This is a genomic window from Streptomyces canus, assembly GCF_001514145.1.
Lineage (GTDB): Bacteria > Actinomycetota > Actinomycetes > Streptomycetales > Streptomycetaceae > Streptomyces > Streptomyces canus.
Genome location: NZ_KQ948660.1, coordinates 263,166 through 286,640 on the forward strand (window position 1 = coordinate 263,166; position 23,475 = coordinate 286,640).

Here is a 23,475-nt window from a genome sequence, read left to right on the forward strand (position 1 = left end):
GGACGTCAGCCGAACTGCACCGACCGCTTCGCCATCCCCATCCAGAACCCGTCGATGACGGACTTCTGCGCGTCCAGCTCGCCGCTCACGTCCGCCGCACCCATCGTCACGAACAGCGGCGCGAAGTGCTCGGTGCGCGGATGGGCGTAGCGCCCGGCCGGAGCCTTGTGGAGGAAGTCCAGCAGGGAGTCCACGTCCCGCGCCTCCAGCGCCCGCCGGCCCCAGTCGTCGAACTCCGAGGACCAGGTGGGCACCCCGGAGCCGACGTGGCGCAGGGCGGCGAGGTTGTGGGTGAAGAAGCCGGAGCCGACGATCAGGACGCCCTCGTCGCGCAGCGGGGCGAGCTTGCGGCCGATCTCCATGAGCCTGACCGGGTCGAGGGTCGGCATGGAGATCTGCAGGACGGGGATGTCGGCCTCGGGGAACATCTCGACCAGCGGGACATACGCGCCGTGGTCCAGTCCGCGGTCCGGGATGTCCTGCACGGGGATACCGGGGGCGCGCAGCAACTTGCGTACGGACTCGGCGAGTTCGGGCGCCCCGGGGGCGCCGTACGTCACCTGGTAGTAGTGCTCGGGGAAGCCCCAGAAGTCGTAGACGAGCGGGACGGTCCGTACCGCGCCGAGGGCGAGGGGGGCCTCCTCCCAGTGGGCGGAGACCATGAGGATCGCCTTGGGGCGGGGCAGGTCCGCGGACCAGGCGGCGAGCTCACCGGGCCAGATCGGGTCGTCGGCGAGCGGCGGCGCGCCGTGACTCAGATAGAGGGCGGGCATGCGCTCCAGCGTGTCGGCGGACATGGCGGGGACTCCTCCGGTACTTCCGATGCGGGCAATGCTTCAAATTTAAAGCTTCTTGATATGACTGTACGCCTCATTTGTTTAAGCTTCAAGGAGAGAGCTCGTAGAGTGGGATACATGAACACGGCATCCGTCCCCGACGAGGAGCCCCAGTGGCTCGACGACGAAGAGCAGCGCATCTGGCGTTCCTATGTGCACGCCACGACCCTCCTCGAGGATCACCTCGACCGCCAGCTCCAGCGGGACGCCGGCATGCCGCACATCTACTACGGGCTGCTCGTGGGGCTGGCCGACGCCCCGAACCGGCGGCTGCGGATGACCGAGCTGGCCATGAGGGCGAAGATCACCCGGTCCCGTCTCTCCCACGCGATCGCCCGTCTGGAGCGCAACGGCTGGGTGCGCCGGGAGGACTGCCCGGACGACAAGCGCGGCCAGTTCGCGGTGCTCACCGACCCGGGCCTGGAGATGCTGAAGGGCGCCGCGCCCGGCCATGTGCGGGCCGTGCGCAACGCCGTCTTCGACCGGCTCACCCCGGAACAGCAGAAGTCCCTCGGCGAGATCATGCAGATCGTCGCCGAGGGACTCCAGCCGAACGAGGCGGGCGCGGATCTGCCCTGGCTCCGCTGAGCCGCTCACTCAGCGGGACCAGGGCAGTTCCTGGGGTCGTACGTGCGGGGCGTCCCCTTCCCCGTACGTACGTGGTTCTCGAAGGGGTACGACCGACCGGTCGCCGTCAGTGGGCGACGACCGGGATCGCCAGCTCCTCCTCGGCGCCCTCTCCGGACCCGGCCACGGTGGCCGTGTCCGTCCGGCCGGCGTTGACGAGGGTCACGACGATCACCGCGGCGAGCACCAGCATGCCGACGGCGAACCAGATCGCGTTGGTGTAGCCGTGCACCTGGCCCTCCAGCGTCACCAGCTGCTGCTGCGACCGGGAGGTCGCGGAGCCGATGTGGTCGGCGATGTAGGAGGTCGTGGCCGAGGCGGCGATCGTGTTCAGCAGGGCCGTACCGATCGCGCCGCCGACCTGCTGCGAGGTGTTGACCATCGCGGAGGCGACACCGGCGTCCCGGGGCTCGACGCCCAGGGTGGCCAGGGACATGGCGGGCATGAACGCCGTACCCATGCCGAGGCCGAGCAGCAGCATCGCCGGCAGGATGATCGAGGCGTACGACGAGCCGATCTCCAGCTGGGTCATGAGGAGCATGCCGACCGCGGCGACCAGGAAGCCGGGGCCCATCAGCAGCCGCGCCGGGACGCGGGTCATCAGGCGGGCACCGATCTGGGTCGAGCCGACCATCATGCCGACGATCATCGGCATGAAGGCGAAGCCGGTCTTGATCGGCGTGAAGCCCTTCACGATCTGGAGGTAGTAGGTGAGGAACAGGAAGGTGCCGAACATCGCGATGATCGCGATACCGAGCGAGAGGTAGATCCCGCCGCGGTTGCGGTCGGTGATGACGCGCAGCGGCAGCAGCGGGGCCTTGGTACGGGCCTCGGTGACGACGAACGCGATCAGCAGGACTGCGGAGGCGACGAACATGCCCACGGTCATGGAGTCGCCCCAGCCGTCGGACTCGGCGCGGGTGAAGCCGTAGACCAGCGCGACCAGGCCCAGGGTGGACAGCAGGACGCCGGGGATGTCGAGCGGGTTGCGGTTGCGGCCGCCCTCGGGCTCACGGATGACGAAGTACGCGCCGAGCGCGGCCACGATCGCGAACGGGATGTTCACGAAGAAGGTCCAGCGCCAGTCCATGTACTCGGTCAGCACACCGCCGAGGATGAAGCCCACGGCGCCGCCGCCACCGGCGATCGCGCCGTAGATACCGAAGGCCTTGGCGCGCTCCTTGGCGTCCGTGAACATCACGGCGAGCAGGGAGAGCGCGGCGGGCGCGAGCAGCGCGCCGAAGACGCCCTGGAGGGCACGGGCGCCGAACATCATGGCGCCGCTGGTGGCCGCGCCGCCCAGTGCGGAGGCCAGCGCGAAGCCGATCAGGCCGACCACGAAGGCGTTCTTGCGGCCCCACAGGTCGGCTATGCGGCCGCCGAAGAGCAGGAGGCCGCCGAAGGCGAGGGCGTAGGCCGTGACGACCCACTGACGGTTGCCGTCGGAGATGCCCAGGTCGGCCTGGGCGGACGGCAGGGCGATGTTCACGATGGTGGCGTCGAGGACGACCATCAGCTGGGCGAGCGCGATGAAGACGAGCGCTTTCCAGCGGTTGGCGTCACCGGACGTGGCCGGTGCGCCGGGGGCCTTTGCGGCTGTGTCAGACATGGGGGTACCCACTCCGGTACTTCGGGACGGAAAAAAGATGTCTTGAGGGGACGGTCCGTCTACGGTGACGGCCGGTCGAAAGTCGTTGTTGCTGACTGTTCTCGCGCTCTGAACTAATCGGTGCTCGTCGGATCAGGCCTGGCGGAGGTCCTCCATGGTCAGCGCCGCACCCGGCAGGTGGGACCGGGCCGGGGCCCGCAGTCCGTCCAGGAACAGCTGAAGGGTGCGGTGCACGAACCCGTCGAGGGTGAGGCAGCCGGTGCCGGCCGGGGGCCGGGACAGCTGGGCCACGGCGACCAGCAGGTCACCGACGCTCACGTCGCCGCGCAGCTGACCGGCCACCCTGGCCCGGTCCATGAGCTGCTCGACGAGCTGCTCGATGCGTACGCGTGCGGCCACCAGGTCGGGGTGGTACTGGTCGAAGGCGCCCTGGATCATCGGGCACAGTGCGGTGATCCGCTCGTCGGCGGCGGTGTGCACGAAGCGCTCCAGCGCGCCGAAGGCGTCCCCCGTTGCCGCGAGCGCGAGCTCGGCCGCCTCCGCCGTCCGGTCGAGGACGGAGCAGACGACCTCACGGACGAGCGCGTCGCGGTCGGGGAAGTTGCGGTACACCGTGGCGTTGCCCACGCCGGCCCGGCGGGCGATCTCGTCGAGCGGCACGTCAGGGCCGAACTCGGTGAACATCTCGCTGGCGGCGGTGACGATCCGCTCGCGGTTGCGCAGGGCGTCGGCGCGGGGCCGGGGCGCCTTGCGCTGCGCGGTCGTCGTGGCGGTCACGGTGCGCTCCCCTCGGGGTCTGGTTTCGCGATCCGGGGATTCGGTCCCCGTTTCGCTCGGACACACGTCTAAACGGGGAGACGCTCCCCGGTTATTTCGGGTTGAGAAGAAATTATGTTGTGACCTGAGTCACAGATCTGGTGGTACCCACGTTCGGTCTCCTCCAGCGCGCGTCGGCCCCTCCCCCGGCAGAGGGTGATCGAGAAGGTGCAGCCTTCCGACCAGCGGCTGCCGCGCTCCGAAGGGTGCCCGCATGCCGTGGACCAGTCGTCGCATACGCCCGCGCCGTGTCGCCGCCCTCGTGTTCGTGACCGCGTTGACCCTCGCGGTCAGCACCTCGGCCGGCACCGAGCGCCTCGCTCCGGGTGCCACGACCGCCGGTCCGATCGCCGTGGCCCGCTCCGACGCCCACGGCGCCTGTCTGATCAGCGGCGGTCCGGCGGTCCAGATGTCCGAGGGCCTGCCCACGCCCGGCGGCTACTCCCGCTCCACCGGCACCGTCCGCGCCCTCACCCTGATGATCGACTTCTCCGACGCCCCCGGCTCCGGGCCCGCGCTCGACCGGTTCCGCGAGTTCTTCCCGAAGACCCAGGACTGGTTCCGCACCAGTTCCTACGGCCGTCTCGACTACCGTCCCGAGGCCCCGATCACCGACTGGCTGCGCATGCCGAAGTCCTTCCGGGCCTACGGCATAGAGCGCGGCGCCCCCTTCGACCCGGGCTACCGCCGACTGGTCCAGGACATCGTGACCGCCGCCGATCCCCAGGTGGACTTCCGGTCCTACGACTTCCTGAACGTGCTGGTGACCCCGAACGCCGGTCCCTCCGCCCTCGACACGGTCCTGTCGGTGAGCTTCGCCGGCAACCCCGACGCCCCGGTCGCCGACGGCGTCCCGGTCGCCAACGCCTCCTTCGTCTACTCCCGCCAGGACGACGGCTCGGGCTCCTACGCGCAGACCGGTTACCGGGTCCTGCCCCACGAGAACGGCCATGTCTTCGGCCTGCCCGACCTCTACACCCAGGCGGGCGGAAGCGCGGTCGGCCACTGGGACATCATGAGCGAGGACTGGGGCGCCAACAACGACCTCCTCGGCTGGCACAAGTGGAAGCTGGGCTGGCTGGACGCGGCACAGGTCAACTGCGTGGCGGCGCGCGGGACTTCGGAGTACACCCTGACCCCGCTGGCCCGGGCCGGTGTCGGCACCAAACTCCTCTTCGTCCCCCTCGGCAGCCGCACCGGCTACGCGGTCGAGCTCCGCACCCGCGAGGGCAACGACGAGACGGTGTGCCGGCCGGGGGTCCTCGTCTACAAGGTCGACGCGGACGTGGACACCGGGCGGGGCCCGGTGCGGGTGTACGACTCGCGGCGCAACAGCGGGGGGTGCACGCGGAGCCCCAACGTCCACGCGGAACTCTCGGACGCGTCGTTCACGGTCGGCGAGGAGTTCCGGGATCCGGGCCAGGGGGTCCGGGTGCGGGTGGTGGGGGCGGACGGGGACGGCGCCTACCGGGTACGGGTCACGCGGGAGTAGGCGCGGGGCGCGGGTGCCGAGTCGGGTGGCCGTGCGCGTGCCGTGACCGGCGTTCGGATTACCGTAGGCGTCCCGCGACCGCCGTACCGGAGAACCGATGCCCGCTGACACGCCCACATCCCTGCCGGTGCCGGAGTCCGCCGTGCCGGCCGAGGCGGTCGCGCCGCTGATCCGGGGGGTCGGGGTGCTGCGGGAGCTGACCGAGGCGGGCGGGACGCTGAGCCCGAGCGCTCTGGAGCGGGCGACGGGCCTGGCGCGTTCCACGGTCGACCGCGTCACGTCCACGCTGGCCCGCATGGGATACGTCCGCCTGGACGGCCGGGACGCGGTGATCACCCCCCGGCTCATGGAACTCGGCAACGCCTATCTTGCCGCCCTGCGCCTGCCCGCTCTGCTGTCGGGGCGGGCCGACGCCCTGGCCGACGAGCTGGACGAGTCGGTGTCGCTGGCGGTCGCCGACCGCGACGGCATCCGGTTCATCCACCAGGCCACCCGCCGCCGCGCGATGTCCCTGAGCTTCCGCATCGGGGACCTGCTCCCCGCCGAACGCACCGCGCCGGGGCCCCTGTTCGCGTCCGAGTGGACCGAAGCCGACTGGCGGGCCTGGCGCGAGCGCCGGGCGGCGGACCCGGAGGACCGGGGCTTTCCCGCCGTCCCGCCCCGGGAACTCCCGGCCGGGGAAGGGGAGTTCGAGGCGAAGGCGGCACAGGCGGGAAGGGACGGCTGGGCGCTGGACGACCAGTTGATCGAGCCGGGGCTGGTGGCGGTCTCCGTCCCCGTACGGGACCCGCGCACGGCCCGGATCGCCTGCGTGGCGAACGTCGTGAGCCACACCAGCCGCCACACCGCGGCGGACCTGCGCGAGACCCTGCTGCCGCGGCTGCGGGCGACGGTGGCGGAGATGGAACGCGAACTGGCGGCCGCCCCGGACCCGGACCCGGGCGCGCCGACCTCGGGATCGGCCACGTGGATCGGTGCGGCCAAGAACGAACTGGGCCGGGAGTTCATCGAGTCCCTGGCGCGCGGTCTGACGGTCCTGACGGCGTTCGGCGAGGGCAGGGCCGCGCTGACGCTGACGGACGTGGCACGGGCGACCGGCCTGGCCAGGGCGACGGCCCGCCGGGCCCTGATCACCTACGAACACCTGGGCCTGGTCCGCCAGCAGCCGGAGTCCCGCACCTTCGGCCTCACCCCCCGGGTCCTGTCCCTGGGCTTCCCACCCCTGTCCCGTGCGACCCTCCCGCGCATCGCGGCCCCGCACCTGGCCGACCTCGCGGCACGGGTGAGGGAGTCGACGGCCCTGGCGGTCCTGGTGCAGCCGGGATCGGGCGAGGGGGCGGAGATCCAGTACACGGCGACGGCCGTGTCCCCCCGGATCATGGGCGTGGACATCAGGACCGGCACCCGTCTGCCGGCCTCGGCGACCTCCCTGGGCCGGGTCCTGCTGGCCGACACGGAGGGCTCCGCCGACTTCGACGGCGTCCGCATCCAGGGATACGCCCTGCTGGACGAAGACTGGGAGAACGGGCTTCGCACCCTCGCAGTCCCCGTCCGCGACCGTACGGGCCGGGTGGTCGCCGCCGTGAACGTCGCCCTGCACGCGGCGGGCCGCACGGCCGAGGAATGCGTGGCGGACATCCTCCCGGAGCTGCGTCTCACGGCGAGCCGCCTGGAGACCGAACTCCACGCGGCGAGCCGCTTCACCCGGGTCCCCCTGCTCTGACGCCCCCGAGGTCAGCTGCTCTTGCCCGAGGGCGGTGCGGAGGTGCCCTGCCCGGCGCGGAGCATGGCCTTGTAGAGGGGTTCGTGCCCGGGTGAGGCGGGCAGGGGGCCGCGCGCCGGGGCCTCGAGGGACTGGATGATCAGGGCGACGACGCGTCGCCAGGCGTCCGGGGCGGCGTCGCCGGTGGCGTTGACGACGCCGGCGTTGGCCATGTGGATCAGCACCAGGTCCGAGGGGTCGAAGTCCTCGCGCAGGCGGCCGGTGGCCTTGGCGCGGTCGATGAGGACCAGCATGGCCTCGTACGCACGGTTGCGGCGCTCCTCCAGGACCTTGGCGGTGGGGAAGGTCATGGTCAGGACGTCGGCGAAGCCGTTGTCGGCGGCCTGCATCGCGCAGGCGGTCTCGATGTACCCGACGAAGCCGTTCCAGGGGTCGGGGTCCTCCAGGGCGACGGTGACCACGTCGACGTAGGCACTCATGCGGTCGGAGAAGACGGCGTCGACCAGCTCCTCCTTCGTGGGGAAGCGGCGGAACATGGTCGCGATTCCCACGCCCGCCTCGCGGGCCACCGAAGCCATGGACGCGTTCAGCCCGTCACGCGCGAAGACCGTGCGGGCGGCGGCGATGATCCGCTCCCGGTTGCGCTCGGCGTCACTGCGCAGCGGCTGAGCGGCGGGGCCTTCGGAGTGCTGGGCGCCAGGGGTCATACCGGCCACTTTAGCAATCGGATTAACCTATCCATTTTGGGCGTTACGCCGCTCCCCACTCGCGTCAGTCGAGCGGAACGCCTGTGTGGCTCTCCAGGAACCGGATGAGGCGGGCCTGGAACTCCTCGTCCCGCGCCGCCGGGTGCGGTGTCTGCGTCCGGCGGTGGTGCCAGTAGCCGCCGGTGCGCGGGGTCACGTCGTCGTGCGTGGCGAGCCACACCTGGGTCCGGTGCCCTTCGGTCAGATCGTCCGGTGCGCCGGCGCCGCCCATCCGCGTGGGCACCCACCCGGGGTCGACCGCGTGGCTCGTGGTGCCCTCCCACCGGGACGCGAAAGCGAGCGCGAGGGTGGTGACCCACAGCTTGCTGTCGCTGTAGGACGCGGAACCGGCGGCCAGCCCTCGTAGATCGGTGGAGCCGCTGCGGTGCATGGAGCTGCTGAGGTGGACGAGCCTGGCCGGCTTGGCCATCAGGGCCGTCAGCAGGTAGGGCGCGACCGTGTTGACCGTGCCCGCGTCACGGGTGTTCATGGTGCCGGCGTTGTGGATGACGGTGTCGAAGCGGCCGAACGCGCCGGCCTGCCGGGCGACGTCGCGGATCTCGTCGAGATCGGCGAGGTCACCCGTGACGACGCCCTTCCACCGGCCGGTGTCCTCCCCGTCGGCGAGCCGGGCCGGGTTGCGGACGTGGACGACCACGTCGTGCCCGTCGTCGGCCAACGCGTTCGCCGTGTCGCGCCCCAGCCCGGCGGCTGCGCCCGTCACCAGGATCAGTGCCATGTCAGAGGTACTACCCGTTGCCCGGACAGTCATTGCTCTGCCGTAGGCCGTTCAGTACCAGGGCTTCGCCGCCGGCGGGATGTTCTGCCCACTCGGCTGTACGGCACCCCACCGACCGCACCACCCTCCTCCGCCCCGCCGCAGCACCATCACCCGTCCGAGCGCCGATCCGGTATCGTGTGGATCGAGCGCCCTGGCGGGCGCTGCGGCGTGCGATGCGGGCTCTGTCCGCCTCTTCGCCTCAGCGGTCTGCCCCAGGTCACTCAGGGCTTGACCGAGGGACCTGGCCGCGACCCGTACACCGAGTTCCGCCCAAGGTTTCGCACAAGCCCCGCCTTCGTAGCTCAGGGGATAGAGCACGGCTCTCCTAAAGCCGGTGTCGCAGGTTCGAATCCTGCCGGGGGCACAGAGAAGCACCTGACCAGAGCCCCTTCCGCCCGTCGGACGGGAGGGCCTCGTACGCACTCACACATGCGACTCCGGGCATGAGCTTCTACCTCAGTCCGCCGACCGGTCGACCCCAGGGGCGGGTCGCGGGTCGCCCTTCGAGGCGGCTGGGACGATGCGCGCATGGCACCCAGGGCAGGCACGAGTGAGAGTTCGGCAACGGCGCGCATCGTCCTGTCGGCCCTCGCGGCCGGTCAGTTCCTCATGGCACTCGACAGTTCGGTCATGAACGTCTCGATCGCGACGGTGGCCGAAGACGTGGGCACGACGGTGACGGGTGTGCAAGGCGCCATCACGGCCTACACCCTCGTCATGGCGATGTTCATGATCCCCGGCGGCAAAGCAGGGGCGCTGATCGGGCGCAAACGCGCGTTCATGATCGGCTGCGTCATCTACGGCTGCGGCTCCCTCACCACGGCGCTCGCGCCGAACCTGCCGGTGCTGCTGCTCGGCTGGTCTTTCCTCGAGGGGATCGGTGCGGCACTCATCCTGCCCGCGATCGTGGCGCTCGTGGCGAGCAACTTCGCCACTGAACGCCGTCCTGCCGCCTACGGTCTCGTCGCGGCCGCAGGGGCCGTGGCAATCGCGGTCGGGCCGCTCGTCGGGGGTGTTGCGACGACGTACTTCTCCTGGCGGTGGGTCTTCGCCGGGGAGGTCGTGATGGTGCTCGGCATCCTGGTGCTCGCCGGCCGCATCACTGACGTGCCGATCGGCGAACGCCCTCGCATCGATCTCGTCGGCGCCGTGCTGTCCGCGCTCGGGCTCGGGATCTTCGTCTACGGCGTACTGCGCTCGGACGAATGGGGCTGGTTCCAGCCGAAGCCCGACGCGCCCTCGTGGCTCGGGGTCTCGCTGGTGGTCTGGCTGATGCTGGCCGGTCTGCTCCTGGTCTGGCTCTTCCTCCGCTGGGAGGCCCGCATGGTGAAGCGGCACATGGAGCCACTCGTAGACCCGGCCATGCTGCACAACAAGCAGCTCACCGGCGGACTGACGATGTTCTTCTTCCAGTACCTCGTCCAAATGGGCGTCTTCTTCGTCGTGCCGCTCTATCTGTCCGTCGCCCTGGGCCTGTCCGCGCTCAAGACCGGCGCCCGCATCCTGCCGCTCTCGGTGACGCTGCTGGCGGCCGCCATCCTGATCCCCCGCTACTTCCCGGACGTCTCACCGCGGCGGGTGGTGCGGCTCGGGACTCTCGCGTTGCTCGCGGGCGCGGTGGCCCTGATGGCCGCACTCGACGCGGACGCCGGCGCGGAAATCGTCACCCTTCCCCTCCTGCTGATCGGGCTGGGCATGGGCGCGCTGGCGTCCCAGCTCGGGGCGGTCACCGTGTCCGCGGTGCCGGAAGCACAGAGCGCAGAGGTCGGCGGCGTACAGAACGCCGTCACCAACCTCGGCGCCTCGATCGGTACGGCACTCGCCGGGTCGATCATGATCGCCGCGTTGACGACGTCCTTCCTCGGCAGCGTGGAGCAGAATCCGGCGATCCCGGCCGAGGTCAAGAGCCAGGCGAACGTCGAACTCCAAAGCGGTGCACCGTTCTTGTCGGACGCCCAGCTCGAGTCCGCCCTCGACGAAGCGGGCACGAGCACCGAGGTGACCCAAGCGGCACTCGACGCGAATGCCGACGCCAGGGTCGACGGCCTGCGCGCCGCGCTCGCCATCCTCGCGTTCAGCGCCCTCCTCGCGATGTTCTTCACCTCACGGATCCCGAAGACGCAGCCCCGTTCGACGGGCCCATAGCCGCGGGATGGCCAGGCCCCCCGCACCACCAGGCTCACGTGGAACGGTCCCGGACTCCTCGTCCGGGGCCGTTCCGCGTTTCAGTGGTCGGAGTAGCTGAAGTCGCCCACGGTCCAGGCGCTGACGTCCTCGATCGCGACGCGGTACATCCCGCCCGTCTCCGGGATCCCCACCGTGCCCTGAAGGATCCGGGCGACGTGGAAGTGCAGATGCGTGGGCGGCCCGTCCTTCTTCACCGGGGTGGCGAAGACGGCGGAGAACTCGCCCAGGTCGGAGGAGTCCGTCAGCACCTCCGACACCCGCTGCCTCCACATGGCTTCGGGAGCCAGTCGACCGGTGATGACGGCACCACCGGTGACCACGGTCAGGGACATGTGACTGCTCCGCCCGGACTCCACAAGGGCGGCGATGTCAACGATCAGCTCGTCAGGGTTCGGCATGGGACCGGATTCTATGCACCGTCCCCGCCGACGCGACCGGGAGAGGTCACCCGCCGCGGGTGTCGTAGGCCTGGTGGCTGCGTTCGATGTCGGGGTTGTGCTCGATGGCCCACTCGGCGAGGGTCACGGCCGGTTCGATCAGGGTGCGGCCCACGGAGGTGAGTTCGTACTCGACCCGGGGTGGTACCTCGGCGTAGGCCGTGCGCCCCACCAGGCCGTCGCGTTCCAGATGGCGCAGGGTCAGGGTGAGCATCCGCTGGGAGATGCCGGGGATGCGGTGGAGCAGTTCGGTGAAGCGCATGCGCTCTCCGTGGAGGGTCGCGACCACCAGGAGCGTCCACTTGTCGCCGATGCGGTCGAGGACGCCTCGGATGGCGCGGCCGCCGTCGCCGCGGATCAGGCAGGTCTTCTCGTACTCCGACATCGCGCTCCTGGTGACGGCCGCACACACGCGTGTGCCTTTTGTAAGCCCTTCGACGGTGACCCACCATGGCCCTTCTTACAAGGGGTAACCATTGGAGGGTGACGCCATGACCGTCGCGTACTGGATCATCGCCGGGCTGCTGGGTGTCTTCTACCTCTACGCCGGCGGGAAGAAGATCGTCCAGAGTCAGGAGCGGCTCGCGCCGATGATGGGGTGGGTCGACACCGTGCCGATGCCCGCCGTCCGGGCTGTCGGCGCGGTGGAGGTGCTCGGCGCGGCCGGGCTGATCCTGCCGCCGGCGACCGGGATCGCACCGGTGGTGGCGATCCTGGCCGCGGTCGGCTTCGTGGTGCTTCAGATACTCGCGGCCGGGCTGCACCTGTCGCGCGGGGAGGCGAAGGACACCGGCCTGAACCTCGTGCTGATCCTCCTCGCCGCCGTCGCCGCGTGGCTGGCCACCGCGTTCTGAGGCACGGGCACGGCTGTCGGAGCCGGCCGTCAGGGACTCGTGAGTACGACGAGTTGTTGCGTCGCCCGGGTCATCGCCACATAGCGGTCCACCGCTCCCTCGATGCCCTCGCCGAAGTTCTGCGGGTCGACGAGGACCACCAGGTCGAACTCGAGGCCCTTCGAGAGTTCTGGAGGAAGGGAGCGGACCCGGGGCGTCGCCCGGAAGCCGGGGTCGCCGATGACGCAGGCGATGCCGTCGGGGTGGGCGGCGAGCCAGGTGTCCAGGGTCGGGGTCAGGTCGGCGGTCGAGCCGTGGGTGACGGGGGTGCCGGTGCTGCGGATGGAGGTCGGGACGTTGGCGTCGGGAAGGACGGCGCGGATCACCGGCTCGGCCTCCTTCATGATCTCTTCCGGGGTGCGGTAGTTGATGCTCAGGGACGACAGGGTGACGCGGTCCAGGCCGATCCGTTCGAGCCGTTCCTGCCACGACTCGGTGAAGCCGTGCCTCGCCTGGGCGCGGTCCCCGACGATGGTGAAGCTCCGGGACGGGCAGCGCAGCAGCAGCATCTGCCACTCCGCGTCGGTCAGTTCCTGCGCCTCGTCGACGACGACGTGCGCGAAGGGGCCGGCGAGCAGGTCCGGGTCGGCGGTGTGCAGGGCGTTCTCGTCCACCAGGGCGTGGTGGAAGTCCTCGCCCCGGAGCATCGTCACCAGGCCCATGCCGTACTCGTCGTCGGCGACCGCGCTGAGGTTGTCCACGACCGTGGCCATGTGCTCGCGTTGGGCGGCGAGGGTGGCCTCGTTGCGGCGCTTGCGGAGCGAGGCCTGCGGGTCGCCGAGCCGTTGCCGGGCCGCGTCGAGGAGCGGCAGGTCGGACACCGTCCAGGCCTGGCCGTCCGCGCGCTGGAGCCTGTGCACGTCGTCGCGGTCGAGCCAGGGGGCGCACATCCGCAGATAGGCGGGGACCGTCCACAGGTCCGAGACCAGGTCGGCCGCCTCCAGCAGCGGCCACGCGCGGTGGAAGGCCGTGAGCAGCTCTCTGTTCTGGCGCAGGGACTTGCGGAGCAGGTTCTCCGGGGCGTCGCCCTCGTGCCGGTCCACCAGGATCGTGAGCAGTTCGTTCCAGACCTGGTCGCGGGCGTCGTTGTGCGGGGCGCCTTCCGCCGCGTCGAAGGCCTCGGCCCAGTCGGTGGCGGTCAGCGGGATGTCGGACCAGTGGGTCGTGACGGTCATGCCCTCGGTCGGTGGCTCCTCGTAGAACCTGACGGCCTTCTCGATCGCCTTCACCAGGTCCGCGGAGGACTTCAGGCGGGCCACCTCCGGGTCGGTCTCGACGCCTGCCGTGGCTCCCTCGGCCACGAGATCCCGCAGGACGCAGGTCTGTACGCCCTCCTCGCCGAGGCTGGGCAGGACGTCGGAGACGTAGGCCAGATAGGGCCGGTGCGGGCCGACGAACAGCACGCCGCCGCGGCGGTGGCCGAGGCGCGGGTCGGCGTGCAGGAGGTAGGCGGAGCGGTGCAGGGCGACCACGGTCTTGCCGGTGCCGGGGCCGCCGTCGACGACGAGCGCGCCGCGGGATCCCGCGCGGATGATGGCGTCCTGGTCGGCCTGGATGGTGCCGAGGACGTCCCGCATCCGTTCCGAGCGGTCGCTGCCCAGGCTGGCGATGAAGGCGGACTGGTCGTCGAGGGAGGCGTGGTGCCCGGCGAATCCGTCCGGGGCGAACACCTCGTCCCAGTAGTCGCCGATCCGGCCGCCGGTCCAGCGGTACCTGCGGCGGCTGGCCAGCCCCATCGGGTTGGCGTGGGTGGCCCCGAAGAACGGCTCGGCCGCGGGGGACCGCCAGTCGACGAGCAGCCTGCGGCCGGTGCTGTCGGTGAGGCCGAGCCGTCCGACGTACACCGGCTCGGGGTCGTCGGCGGCGACCATGTGCCCGAGGCACAGGTCCAGGCCGAAGCGGCGCAGGGTGCGCAGCCGGGCGCTGAGCCGGTGGATCTCCGTGTCCCGGTCCATCGCCTCCTGTCCGATGCCGCCGGGTGCCTTGAGGGTGGCGTCGAGGGTGGCGGACAGTTCGGCGATCGTCTGCTCCAGGCACTCCGCGATGGCCGAGAAGTGCCGCTCGTCGGCGGCGGTCAGCGTCGGGTCGGCCTTGGCGGCGAGGCGGTCGGGTAGGGCGAACACGCTGGTGGGCAGGGAATTCAAGTCAGCAGCTCCGGTTTCGGGTACGGCCGGTAAGTGTGCGCCCACCCCGGGGCCTTGCCGCAAGCCCCCCAGTACGCTATACGTTGAACATGGCAAGGAGGTGCTGACCTCCCTGCCTTTTTCTTTTGCCTCAGCCATCCGGAAGGTCTTCGAAACATTCGAAGAAATCCATCGATTCTTTGAGGCTTCACAAAGGAAAGATGATCAGGTATCGCCAGCTCAAGGCTGCCGAATCATTCGAAACATGTGCCGAAACTGTTGACGCTTGACAGGGGCAGACCAAAACTGTGGGGCATGAATTCCACACCCGCACACCCCACGCGCCGCAGCGTCTGCGGCCTCCTGCTGGCCACCGGGGCCACCCTGGCCCTGCCCGGCACCGCCGAGGCGGCCACGGTCATCACCACGAACCAGACCGGAACCAACAACGGCTACTACTACTCGTTCTGGACGGACGCCCAGGGCACGGTTTCCATGACCCTGAACTCCGGCGGGAACTACAGCACTTCCTGGCGCAACACCGGCAACTTCGTGGCCGGCAAGGGCTGGAGCAACGGGTCCCGCAGGACCGTCAGCTACTCGGGCAGCTTCAACCCGTCCGGCAACGCCTACCTGGCCCTCTACGGCTGGACCTCGAACCCGCTCGTCGAGTACTACATCGTCGACAACTGGGGCACCTACCGGCCCACCGGAACGTACAAGGGCACCGTCAGCAGCGACGGCGGCACGTACGACATCTACCAGACCACCCGGTACAACGCCCCGTCCGTGGAAGGCACCAAGACCTTCAACCAGTACTGGAGCGTGAGGCAGTCGAGGCGGACCGGCGGCACCATCACCACCGGCAACCACTTCGACGCGTGGGCCCGGGCCGGCATGCCGATGGGCAGCTTCAAGTACTACATAATCCTCGCGACCGAGGGTTACCAGTCCAGCGGCAGCTCGACCATCACGGTGTCCTGATGAGGGCCGGGTCGCACCTCCCGTTACTGGCCGCCGCCGCTCTGGCCGCCGCCGGCACCGTCTCGGTCCCCGCCGCCGCTGCCCCCGCGCAGGCCGCCGCCTGCACCGGATACGTCGGACTCACCTTCGACGACGGCCCGGGCAGCGGCACCACCACCCTGCTCAACTCACTGAAGCAGTACGGCCTCAGGGCCACCATGTTCAACCAGGGCCAGTACGCCGCCGCCAACCCTGCCCTCGTCAGGGCCCAGGTCAGCGCCGGGATGTGGGTCGGCAACCACAGCTACACGCACCCGCATCTGACCCAGCAGAGCCAGGCCACGATCGACTCCGAGATCTCCCGTACCCAGCAGGCCGTCGCGAACGCGGGCGGCGGCACGCCCAGGCTGTTCAGGCCGCCGTACGGGGAGACCAACGCGACGGTGAAGGCCGTGGAGGCGAAGTACGGGCTGACCGAGGTCCTCTGGCAGGTCGACTCGCAGGACTGGAACAACGCCAGTACCGACGCGATCGTCGCGGCGGTCGGGCGGCTCACCAACGGGCAGGTCATCCTCATGCACGACTGGCCCGCCAACACCCGCGCGGCGATCCCGCGCATCGCGCAGACACTGGCCGCCAAGGGGCTGTGCTCCGGCATGATCTCGCCCCAGACCGGCCGCGCGGTGGCGCCGGGCTGATCCACGGCCACGGCGACCCCGCCTCGGCGCGGCGGTCGTACCCCCTCGGGCCGCCGCGCCGAACGCCGCTCACCGCATCACCGCGCGAGTACGACGCCCACAGCGCTCAGAGCTTGCGCCCCACCCCGCAGTACGCGTCCACCCCGGCCGGACCGGGCTCCTCCGGCCGCCACTCCGTCACCCGCACGACCCCCGGCTCGACCAGCTCGAGGCCGTCGAAGAACGCGGCGATGTCAGCCACGGGGCGTACGTGGTACGGCACCGCCCCGCTGGAGTTGTACGCCTCGGACGCCGCGATCATCCCCTCGCTCGTGGCGGTGCTGTCGCTGATCACCAGGTAACTGCCGGACGCCAGGCCCGACATGAGCCGCCGGACCAGGTCGACGGCCCGGTCGTGGTCGGCGACGTGGCCGAGGGTGTTGAGGATCATCAGGGCGACCGGCCGGGAGAGGTCGAGGGTGTCCGCGGCCGCCTCCAGGACGGACTCGGGGTCGTACAGGTTTGCGTCCAGATAGGCCGTCCTGCCCTCGGGTGCGCTGGTGAGCAGGGCGTTGGCGTGGGCCAGCACGATGGGGTCGTTGTCGACGTAGACGATCCGGGCGTCCGGGGCGACGCGCTGGGCGACCTCGTGGGTGTTGTCGGCGGTGGGCAGTCCGGTGCCGACGTCCAGGAACTGCCGTACGGTCTGCTCCCCGGCGAGATGGCGGACCGCGCGGCCCAGGAACCGGCGGCTGGTGACCGCCACGTCGACGAGGCCGGGGAAGATCTCCTTGATGTGGTCGCCGATCTCCCGGTCGACCTCGTAGTTGTCCTTGCCGCCGACGAAGTAGTTCCAGAAGCGGGCGGAGTGCGGCTTGCTGGTGTCGATCGGGGTGTGCGGCACGGCAACTCCTGCGGGCGAGGGGCGGGGCCCCGTTCGGCTGTGAATGCTGCGATTTCCCCCGCGGGACGCGGTGTTGACGTAATCATGGGCACCAGCGGGGCGATCACGTCCCACTGAATGCCAACGAAACGTCAACGCACAAGATCCGCCAGGTACTTGACGCGTTTTCGACGCACCCCCCCGGAGGGAACCGCAACCATGGCCACACCCCTGTCCGCCGCGAAGATGCTCGCCGCGCTGAAGGCCGAGGGCCTCACGGTGCACGAGCACGCCGGCTGGAAGACCCACAACCGCGACGCGGCGTCCGGGAAGTCCTTCGGTCCCGTCATCGGGGTACTGATCCACCACACCGGCGGACACAACGACAAGGAGCTCTGCTACGAGGGCAGATCCGACCTGCCGGGACCGCTGTGCCACGCCTGGCTCGGCAAGACCGCCGGGCTGTGGATGATCGGCAACGGCCGGACCAACCACGCCGGTTACGCCGACGTCGATGTCCTGAACGCGCTCCGCGACGAGAAGCCGCTCCCCCACGACGACGTGGCCAAGGCCGACGGCAACGACTGTCTGTACGGCCTGGAGATCGAGAACCTCGGCAAGGGCGGGGACCCGTACCCGAACGCGCAGTACCGGCAGGCCGTGCTGTGGGCGGCGGCGATCTGCCGGGCCCACGGCTGGAGCGAGAAGTCCGTCGCCGGGCACAAGGAGTGCCAGCCGGGGAAGATCGACCCGAGCTTCGACATGGACGACTTCCGGGCCGCCGTGAAGAAGCAACTGGCGGCGGGGCCCGGCAAGACGGAGACGACGAAGCCCGCGGGCAAGCCCCGCGTGGACCTGTCCCGGCTGGTCACGGCCGCCAAGACCGATCCCGGGGCCAAGCAGGGCCACGTCAGCTACATGGCCGGCACCAACCTCACCGAGGCCGCTCTCCTCGAACTCGGCTATCTCTCCCGGAGCTACGCGGGCGACGGCTCCTTCGGCACCACCACCGTCGCCGCCTACGCCAAGTGGCAGCGCCACCTGGGCTACAGCGGCGCCGACGCCAACGGCATCCCGGGCAAGAGCTCGCTGACGAAGCTCGGCGAGAAGACGGGCCTGTTCACGGTCGTGGCCTGACCACCGGGGCGCCGCCGACCCGCCACCGGGCTCCGAGTTGCGGGTCGGCGCCGTCCCTGCGGTACTGGCTGTATCTACCGAGCAGTCGCGGGGTCCTCTCTACAGGGAGAGGAGGCACATGATGGCCAAGCGTCTGGTGATCTGCTGCGACGGGACCTGGAATCTCGCCGACCAGCCGAGCAAGACCAATGTCGCCAAGGTGGCCCTGGCCGTACGGCGACGCTCCGCTGTCGGAATGGAACAGCGGGTGTACTACCACAGCGGGGTCGGCACGAACCGGCGGGAACGGTTGCGAGGCGGGGCGTTCGGGGTGGGGCTCTCGCGCAACGTGCTCGACGCCTACCGCTTCCTGATCCACACCTACGAACCCGGGGACACGCTGTACCTGTTCGGGTTCAGCCGGGGCGCGTTCACCGCGCGCAGTCTGGCGGGGCTGGTGCACAACTGCGGCATCCTGCGCCCGGAACAGGCCTACCGGATCGACGAGGCCTGGGCGCTGTACCGCAGCCGCGCCGACAAACCGACCAGCGTGGCCGCCACGCTGTTCCGCAGGGCGTACTCGTACGAGACGGAGATCCGTTTCGTCGGCGTCTGGGACACGGTCGGATCCCTGGGCATCCCGGTTCCGGCGCCCGGGTTCCTCCAGCCGCTCGTCGACCGCTTCAACCACCGCTGGGCCTTCCACGACACCACCCTCAGCAAGTCGGTGAACGGCGCCTTCCAGGCCCTGGCCGTGGACGAGGAGCGTTCGGCGTTCCCGCCGACGCTGTGGCGGCAGGACGAAGACGCCGCCGAGGGCCAGGAGTTGAGACAGGTCTGGTTCTCCGGGGTGCACACCGCCGTCGGGGGCGGCGAGAAGGACTCGGGCCTGTCCGACATCACCCTCCTGTGGATGGTCCGGCAGGCCGCCCGGTACGACCTGGAGTTCGACTCCCGGGTGCTCAGCGAGCAGGGGCCGGACACCATGGACCCGGACGAGTGCGTCGACTTCGCCGTCCAGCCGAACCCGTTGGGCCCGTGGGATCCCTCCCGGAAAGGCTTCTACCGGATCTTCAAGCCGCTGCACCGCCCCATCGGACAGGAGAAGGACGAGCAGGGCCGCCTCGTCGGCCACGAGTACCTGGCCGACACGGTCCTGCTGCGCCGCAAGGACGACGCCGACTACCGCCCGCCCGCGCTCGAGAGCTACCTGAAGGAGGCCGGGGAGCAGTACGTCGAGACGGTCCCCCTCACCGCCGGCGAAGACCCGGTCGCCACTCCGTAGGGTCCGACGACCATGCCCCGGGGTGCCTCGCGCTCCCCATCGCCCTTCACCCGGTGCCGGTCGCCTCCGCGGCGGTCGGCACACCGGCACCCGGCTGTCGTTCCTCGCGCCTCTCCAGCGCGAAGAGCGTCAGGGTCACCGCGACCGACGCGGTCGCCATCAGTGTCATCGCCGTGGCCGGGGAGGTCAGTTGGGCCAGGGTGCCGGCGAGAACGGCGCTGATGCCCTGGAGGGCGACCATGCCGGTGGTGTGCAGGCCGAGGGCCTGGCCCGCGAGGTGGTCGGGGGTGAGGGACATCAGGCGTTCCTGGAGGACCAGGCTCGCGGCGAACCCGACGGAGGCGACGGCGGCGGCCACGACCGACAGCGCCACGGACGGCCGTAGGACGAAGAACAGGTAGGGCGCCGCCAGCAGCAGGCGCAGCGGGGTCGCCAGACGGGGGCGCCGCGCGGGCGGCACCAGGCGGCCGACCGCCATGTCGCCCACGAACATGCCCAGCGCCCCGCACGCGTACATCGTGCCGGCGGCCGCGGGGGCGTAGGAGACGTAGAGCGAATCGCTGCCGACCACCAGCCCGTTGGGGACCCACAGGCCCAAGTAGGCCAGGCGGCGGGGGCGGGAGGACCAAAGGAGGGCGTTGGTGCGCCAGGTCGCGGAGAAGGACGGGCGGCCGGCGGAGCGCGGCGGGCGGGGCGTGAGACCCACGTGATTGACGAGGGCCGACGCCGCGTAGAACGCCGCCGCGAGGAGCAGACAGACGCGGGGAGACAGCAGGGTCAGCAGCGCGCCGCCGGTCGCGAAGCCGGTCACCTGCACCAGGCCCCAGAGCATGTTGAACACCGAACGGCCCAGGACATAGCCGTCCTTGGGCAGGATCTCGTTCATCAGTCCCCCGCGCACTCCCCCGCCGAGCGACGCGACCAGGCCCTGCAGGAGCAGGACGACGAAGACCGCCCAGACCGGCAGACCGGGCAGCGCCAGCACCGCCGTACCCGCCGCGAAGGCGAGGGAGATCGCGGTGAGGATCGCGCGCGGGGGCAGGCGGTCGGCGCCGGAGAGCAGGAACGCGGCCCCCAGTAACTGCGCCAGCTGCGGTCCGAACATGCTCACCGCCGACAGGAGCGGGGAGCCGGTGGCCCGGTAGACCAGCGTGGCCAGGGCCAGGCCGGCGATCGTCTGGGCGGCGGCGTAGCCGGCGAAGGAGAGGAGGAAGGGGGCGTATTCCGGGGTGCGGAAGAGGGTGCGGTAGCTGCGCATGCGGGGGAGTCTCGGAGCGGTCGGCAGCTGACGGTTAGTGTTTCGCGCGGTCGCGAAACCAAGGGGGGTCCATGGGCTGGTGGCAGGTCAACGCGGACACCCTCGTCCGCAGCCGGTTCGTGGTCTGCCCGTTCACCGAGACCTTCGCGACCCTGCGGCTGCTGCACACGGGCACCGCCGCCCACCCGGGCGAGGAGGCCTGGCTCCGCACCCACCTGCCCGGCTACCGCGCGCGCCTCGCGGCCGACCCGGTGACCGCGCTGCTGGTGCGCTCGGCGATGGGCACGTCCTGGATCGCCGACTTCCTCGCGCCGCTGCCGCGCGAGGGCACGCCCCTGGAGGAGACGCTCGCGCGGATCCGGGCGACCGACCCCGCCGAGGCCCGCGCGAACGTCCGGGTCTCCCTGCGCGGCCCGCTGCCCGCCGCTCTGGAGCGCGACGACCTCCCGGAGCGGGCCGCCGCGCTCCTCGCCTACGTCTGGACGCGGACCGTACGGCCGTACTGGGACCGTCGGCGGCGGATCCTGGAGGCGGACGTGGTCGCCCGGACCGCGCAGGTGAGCCGGGGCGGCTGGGCGGCCGTCATCGACTCCCTGACCCCGGGCCAGACCCGCTGGCTCGGCGACAACCGGCTCCAGGTGAACCGGCACGAGCGTCCGCCCCGCGAGATCTCCGGCGCCGAACTCGTCTTCGTCCCGGTCACCCCGGGCCGCGGCTGGGCGACGTGGGAGGAGCCGCGGCGGTACGCCATCGTCTACGGCTGCACGGGCGCCCTCGCCGACCCCGGCGCCCGGAGCGTGCCCGCGAGCCTCGGCACGCTGCTCGGCACCGCTCGGGCCAGGGTGCTGGTCCTGCTGGACTCCCCCCTGAGCACGAGCCAGCTCGTCGCCGTGACCGGGCAGGGGCTGGGCTCTGTGGGACGGCATCTGCGGGTGCTGCTGGACGCGGGCCTGGTGGAGCGGCGGCGGGCCGGGCGGTCGGTGCTGTACGCGCGGACGGCGGCCGGGGAGGTGCTCGTGGAGGCGTCGGGGGCCGGAACCGGGGATTCACTGAGCGGAGTTAGCATCCGGTCATGACGACTACAGATGGTTCCTCTCCCCTGGACGTCGAGATCGGTGCCCTCACGGGCGGTTCCGCCGACCTCGGCCGGTACGCCGGCAAGGCCGTCCTCATCGTGAACGTGGCTTCCAAGTGCGGGCTCACCCCGCAGTACAACGGCCTGGAGAAGCTCCAGGAGCGCTACGCGGACCAGGGCTTCACCGTGCTCGGCGTGCCCTGCAACCAGTTCCTGGGGCAGGAGCCCGGCAGCGCCGAGGAGATCGCGGAGTTCTGCTCGGCGACGTACGGGGTGACCTTCCCGCTGACCGAGAAGGTCGAGGTGAACGGCGAGGGGCGGCACGCGCTCTACGAGCGTCTGGTGGGCTTCGCCGACGCCGAGGGGCACACCGGGGACATCCGCTGGAACTTCGAGAAGTTCCTGATCGGCCGGGACGGGTCGGTGGTGGCGAGGTTCTCCCCGCAGACGGAGCCGGAGTCGGACGAGCTCGTCTCCGCCGTGGAGGGCGCGCTGGCGTAGGCGGCTGCGGTCCGGGTGGGTACAGACAGTCATGTGTGACTGCACCCACCGCAGGCACACGCCGAGCCCCCTCGGCAAGGACGGCGATCTGGTCGAGAGGGCTCTGTGGTGGTGCTTGTGCTGTTGTGGTGTGCAGTTGTGGATGAACGGGACGGGGATCAGACCGGTCCGCCCCTCACACCTTGACCGAGGCCACGAAGACGCTCCACGCCTCGGCGGGGAAGGCCAGCTTGGGACCCTCGGGGATCTTCGTGTCGCCGAGTTCGAGTGCTTCCTCTTCGGTCGACCTCACCATCAGGCACGCCCCGTTGGCGTTGGTGTAGGTGGAGGTCGTCCATGTGTCCAGGTTGCCCAGACGGATTGCCATATTCGCTCCGTAGCCAGATGTGCAGTGTGCGGATCACGCCAACCTTTACTGATCGTTGGCGTGATCGACGCTACTCGCCGACTTCCTCTTTCGGAGCAGCCATTCACTCTTCTGGCGGCATATTCCAAAGGACTCTTCCAGCCGGACCGGGCCGGGGTGTACTATCCGGCCCGCCCTGTCCGGAAGCGGTTCAACGGGCGTATTCCCGGGCGTACTCCTTGGCGATGTCCTCGATCAGCTGACGCGACTGGTCGACGTTGAGCGCCTGCGCCCTCAAGTGCTCATACATGACGGTGTACTTCTGCACGTCGTGCGCTTTCTCCAGGTACAGGTCGCTGGTGACGCCCTCGATGTAGACGACGCTGGAATCGGCCGCGTCCGAGAACTCCAGAATGGAGTACTGGCCGCTGAGTCCGGGGTGGGCGCCGACGTCGAACGGCAGTACCTGCACGGTGATATGGGGCTGCTGGGACATCTCGACGAGGTACTCCAACTGCTCGCGCATCACCTGCCGGTTGCCGACCACCCGGCGCAGGGACGCCTCGTCCAGGACCACCCACAGCCGCAGCGGATCCCGCTCGGCCGCGACCCGGCTCTGCCGCCGCAGCCGCACCTCGACCCGCTTGTCGTTCTCCGTGTCCGTCGCCTCGGGCGCGCCGCCGCGCACGATGGCCTCGGCGTACGGCCGGGTCTGCAACAGGCCGGTGATGATCTGGGGTTCGTACACCCTCAGCGACTCGGCGTCGGTCTCCAGACCGATGTACACGCTGTACGGGATGTCCCCGAAGGCATGCCACCAGCCCTGCTGCCGCGAGTCCTTGGCCATCTGCATCAGGGAGTCGACGATGCGCTGGTCCTCGACCTCGTACACCCCGCACAGGTCGCGGACATCGCGCTGGCTGATGCTGCGCCGGCCGTTCTCCAGCCGGCTGATCTTCGACTGCGACACGAGCAGCCGCTCCGCCACCTCTTCGGCCGTCATGCCCTTGAGCTCGCGGAGCCTGCGCAGCTCCTGGCCCAGCCGGCGCCGCCTGACGGTGGGATTGACATTGGACGCCACGGGACGTGCACCTCCGGCTG

Annotated in this window: 23 protein-coding genes and 1 tRNA gene; 12 read left to right on the forward strand and 12 right to left on the reverse strand. The window is 70.5% G+C overall.

What is annotated here, in order from left to right; translation table 11 throughout:
* Window positions 1–5: 5 nt before the first annotated feature.
* A complete protein-coding gene (locus AQJ46_RS17975; RefSeq protein ID WP_059206554.1) occupies window positions 6–797 on the reverse strand; it encodes a dioxygenase family protein in 792 nt (263 codons plus the stop codon).
* A gap of 117 nt (window positions 798–914) precedes the next feature.
* Between AQJ46_RS17975 and AQJ46_RS17980 the strand changes: the two genes are divergently transcribed.
* Entirely contained in the window at window positions 915–1,424 is a 510-nt protein-coding gene (locus AQJ46_RS17980) for a MarR family winged helix-turn-helix transcriptional regulator (protein WP_059206555.1), read from the forward strand.
* Between the two features lie 106 nt (window positions 1,425–1,530).
* On the opposite strand, the gene AQJ46_RS17985 is transcribed toward AQJ46_RS17980, so the two are convergent.
* On the reverse strand, window positions 1,531–3,072 hold the full coding sequence (locus AQJ46_RS17985) for an MFS transporter (RefSeq protein ID WP_059206556.1): 1,542 nt from the start codon (window positions 3,070–3,072) through the stop codon (window positions 1,531–1,533).
* A 132-nt stretch (window positions 3,073–3,204) separates the two neighbouring features.
* The gene (locus AQJ46_RS17990) at window positions 3,205–3,849 is read right to left on the reverse strand and encodes a TetR/AcrR family transcriptional regulator (protein WP_059206557.1); all 645 of its coding nucleotides are present in this window, start codon (window positions 3,847–3,849) and stop codon (window positions 3,205–3,207) included.
* A gap of 253 nt (window positions 3,850–4,102) precedes the next feature.
* Between AQJ46_RS17990 and AQJ46_RS17995 the strand changes: the two genes are divergently transcribed.
* Window positions 4,103–5,380: a M6 family metalloprotease domain-containing protein gene (locus AQJ46_RS17995; RefSeq protein WP_059206558.1), complete on the forward strand. Its 1,278-nt coding sequence runs from the start codon at window positions 4,103–4,105 to the stop codon at window positions 5,378–5,380.
* A gap of 97 nt (window positions 5,381–5,477) precedes the next feature.
* Window positions 5,478–7,103 (forward strand): IclR family transcriptional regulator domain-containing protein, encoded by a 1,626-nt coding sequence (locus AQJ46_RS18000; RefSeq protein WP_059206559.1) that lies wholly within the window; start codon window positions 5,478–5,480, stop codon window positions 7,101–7,103.
* A gap of 11 nt (window positions 7,104–7,114) precedes the next feature.
* On the opposite strand, the gene AQJ46_RS18005 is transcribed toward AQJ46_RS18000, so the two are convergent.
* Together AQJ46_RS18005 and AQJ46_RS18010 are read right to left on the reverse strand one after the other, a co-directional pair.
* The gene (locus AQJ46_RS18005) at window positions 7,115–7,810 is read right to left on the reverse strand and encodes a TetR/AcrR family transcriptional regulator (RefSeq protein ID WP_059206560.1); all 696 of its coding nucleotides are present in this window, start codon (window positions 7,808–7,810) and stop codon (window positions 7,115–7,117) included.
* A gap of 64 nt (window positions 7,811–7,874) precedes the next feature.
* On the reverse strand, window positions 7,875–8,588 hold the full coding sequence (locus AQJ46_RS18010; protein WP_059206561.1) for an SDR family NAD(P)-dependent oxidoreductase: 714 nt from the start codon (window positions 8,586–8,588) through the stop codon (window positions 7,875–7,877).
* A gap of 333 nt (window positions 8,589–8,921) precedes the next feature.
* On the opposite strand from AQJ46_RS18010, the gene AQJ46_RS18015 reads away from it, so the two are divergent.
* Window positions 8,922–8,994 (forward strand) — tRNA-Arg (locus tag AQJ46_RS18015).
* A gap of 164 nt (window positions 8,995–9,158) precedes the next feature.
* Window positions 9,159–10,775, forward strand: a complete 1,617-nt coding sequence (locus tag AQJ46_RS18020; protein ID WP_059206562.1) for an MFS transporter — start codon at window positions 9,159–9,161, stop codon at window positions 10,773–10,775.
* Window positions 10,776–10,855: 80 nt separating this feature from the next.
* Here AQJ46_RS18020 and AQJ46_RS18025 read toward each other — a convergent pair whose 3' ends face one another.
* Window positions 10,856–11,215 carry a hypothetical protein gene (locus AQJ46_RS18025; protein WP_059206563.1) on the reverse strand — a complete coding sequence of 120 codons (360 nt, stop codon included), beginning with the start codon at window positions 11,213–11,215 and terminating at the stop codon, window positions 10,856–10,858.
* Between the two features lie 46 nt (window positions 11,216–11,261).
* Complete coding sequence (locus AQJ46_RS18030) at window positions 11,262–11,639, reverse strand: winged helix-turn-helix transcriptional regulator (protein WP_057608448.1); 378 nt, start codon at window positions 11,637–11,639, stop codon at window positions 11,262–11,264.
* A 106-nt stretch (window positions 11,640–11,745) separates the two neighbouring features.
* Between AQJ46_RS18030 and AQJ46_RS18035 the strand changes: the two genes are divergently transcribed.
* A complete protein-coding gene (locus AQJ46_RS18035) occupies window positions 11,746–12,108 on the forward strand; it encodes a DoxX family protein (protein WP_059206564.1) in 363 nt (120 codons plus the stop codon).
* A 29-nt stretch (window positions 12,109–12,137) separates the two neighbouring features.
* Here AQJ46_RS18035 and helR read toward each other — a convergent pair whose 3' ends face one another.
* The gene (gene helR / locus AQJ46_RS18040; RefSeq protein ID WP_059206565.1) at window positions 12,138–14,291 is read right to left on the reverse strand and encodes an RNA polymerase recycling motor ATPase HelR; all 2,154 of its coding nucleotides are present in this window, start codon (window positions 14,289–14,291) and stop codon (window positions 12,138–12,140) included.
* A gap of 294 nt (window positions 14,292–14,585) precedes the next feature.
* Between helR and AQJ46_RS18045 the strand changes: the two genes are divergently transcribed.
* Both AQJ46_RS18045 and AQJ46_RS18050 read left to right on the forward strand, forming a co-directional pair.
* Window positions 14,586–15,254: a glycoside hydrolase family 11 protein gene (locus tag AQJ46_RS18045; RefSeq protein WP_059206566.1), complete on the forward strand. Its 669-nt coding sequence runs from the start codon at window positions 14,586–14,588 to the stop codon at window positions 15,252–15,254.
* Window positions 15,254–15,931, forward strand: coding sequence for a polysaccharide deacetylase family protein (locus AQJ46_RS18050; protein ID WP_059206567.1), 678 nt, complete (start codon window positions 15,254–15,256; stop codon window positions 15,929–15,931). Before AQJ46_RS18045 ends, AQJ46_RS18050 begins: the two co-directional genes overlap by 1 nt.
* A 106-nt stretch (window positions 15,932–16,037) precedes the next feature.
* On the opposite strand, the gene AQJ46_RS18055 is transcribed toward AQJ46_RS18050, so the two are convergent.
* Complete coding sequence (locus tag AQJ46_RS18055) at window positions 16,038–16,814, reverse strand: SAM-dependent methyltransferase (RefSeq protein WP_059206568.1); 777 nt, start codon at window positions 16,812–16,814, stop codon at window positions 16,038–16,040.
* A 198-nt stretch (window positions 16,815–17,012) separates the two neighbouring features.
* Between AQJ46_RS18055 and AQJ46_RS18060 the strand changes: the two genes are divergently transcribed.
* Both AQJ46_RS18060 and AQJ46_RS18065 read left to right on the forward strand, forming a co-directional pair.
* Window positions 17,013–17,930, forward strand: coding sequence for a peptidoglycan recognition protein family protein (locus AQJ46_RS18060; protein ID WP_059206569.1), 918 nt, complete (start codon window positions 17,013–17,015; stop codon window positions 17,928–17,930).
* Window positions 17,931–18,051: 121 nt separating this feature from the next.
* Entirely contained in the window at window positions 18,052–19,194 is a 1,143-nt protein-coding gene (locus AQJ46_RS18065; RefSeq protein WP_059206852.1) for a DUF2235 domain-containing protein, read from the forward strand.
* 46 nt (window positions 19,195–19,240) lie between these two features.
* Here AQJ46_RS18065 and AQJ46_RS18070 read toward each other — a convergent pair whose 3' ends face one another.
* Window positions 19,241–20,452, reverse strand: a complete 1,212-nt coding sequence (locus tag AQJ46_RS18070; protein WP_059206570.1) for an MFS transporter — start codon at window positions 20,450–20,452, stop codon at window positions 19,241–19,243.
* Between the two features lie 71 nt (window positions 20,453–20,523).
* Between AQJ46_RS18070 and AQJ46_RS18075 the strand changes: the two genes are divergently transcribed.
* A complete protein-coding gene (locus AQJ46_RS18075; RefSeq protein WP_059206571.1) occupies window positions 20,524–21,528 on the forward strand; it encodes an ArsR/SmtB family transcription factor in 1,005 nt (334 codons plus the stop codon).
* Complete coding sequence (locus AQJ46_RS18080; protein ID WP_059206572.1) at window positions 21,525–22,028, forward strand: glutathione peroxidase; 504 nt, start codon at window positions 21,525–21,527, stop codon at window positions 22,026–22,028. The genes AQJ46_RS18075 and AQJ46_RS18080 overlap by 4 nt, the downstream gene beginning before the upstream one ends.
* A gap of 175 nt (window positions 22,029–22,203) precedes the next feature.
* On the opposite strand, the gene AQJ46_RS18085 is transcribed toward AQJ46_RS18080, so the two are convergent.
* Entirely contained in the window at window positions 22,204–22,395 is a 192-nt protein-coding gene (locus AQJ46_RS18085; protein ID WP_057608458.1) for a DUF397 domain-containing protein, read from the reverse strand.
* A gap of 190 nt (window positions 22,396–22,585) precedes the next feature.
* Window positions 22,586–23,455, reverse strand: a complete 870-nt coding sequence (locus AQJ46_RS18090; protein WP_059206573.1) for a helix-turn-helix domain-containing protein — start codon at window positions 23,453–23,455, stop codon at window positions 22,586–22,588.
* Window positions 23,456–23,475 lie beyond the last annotated feature (20 nt).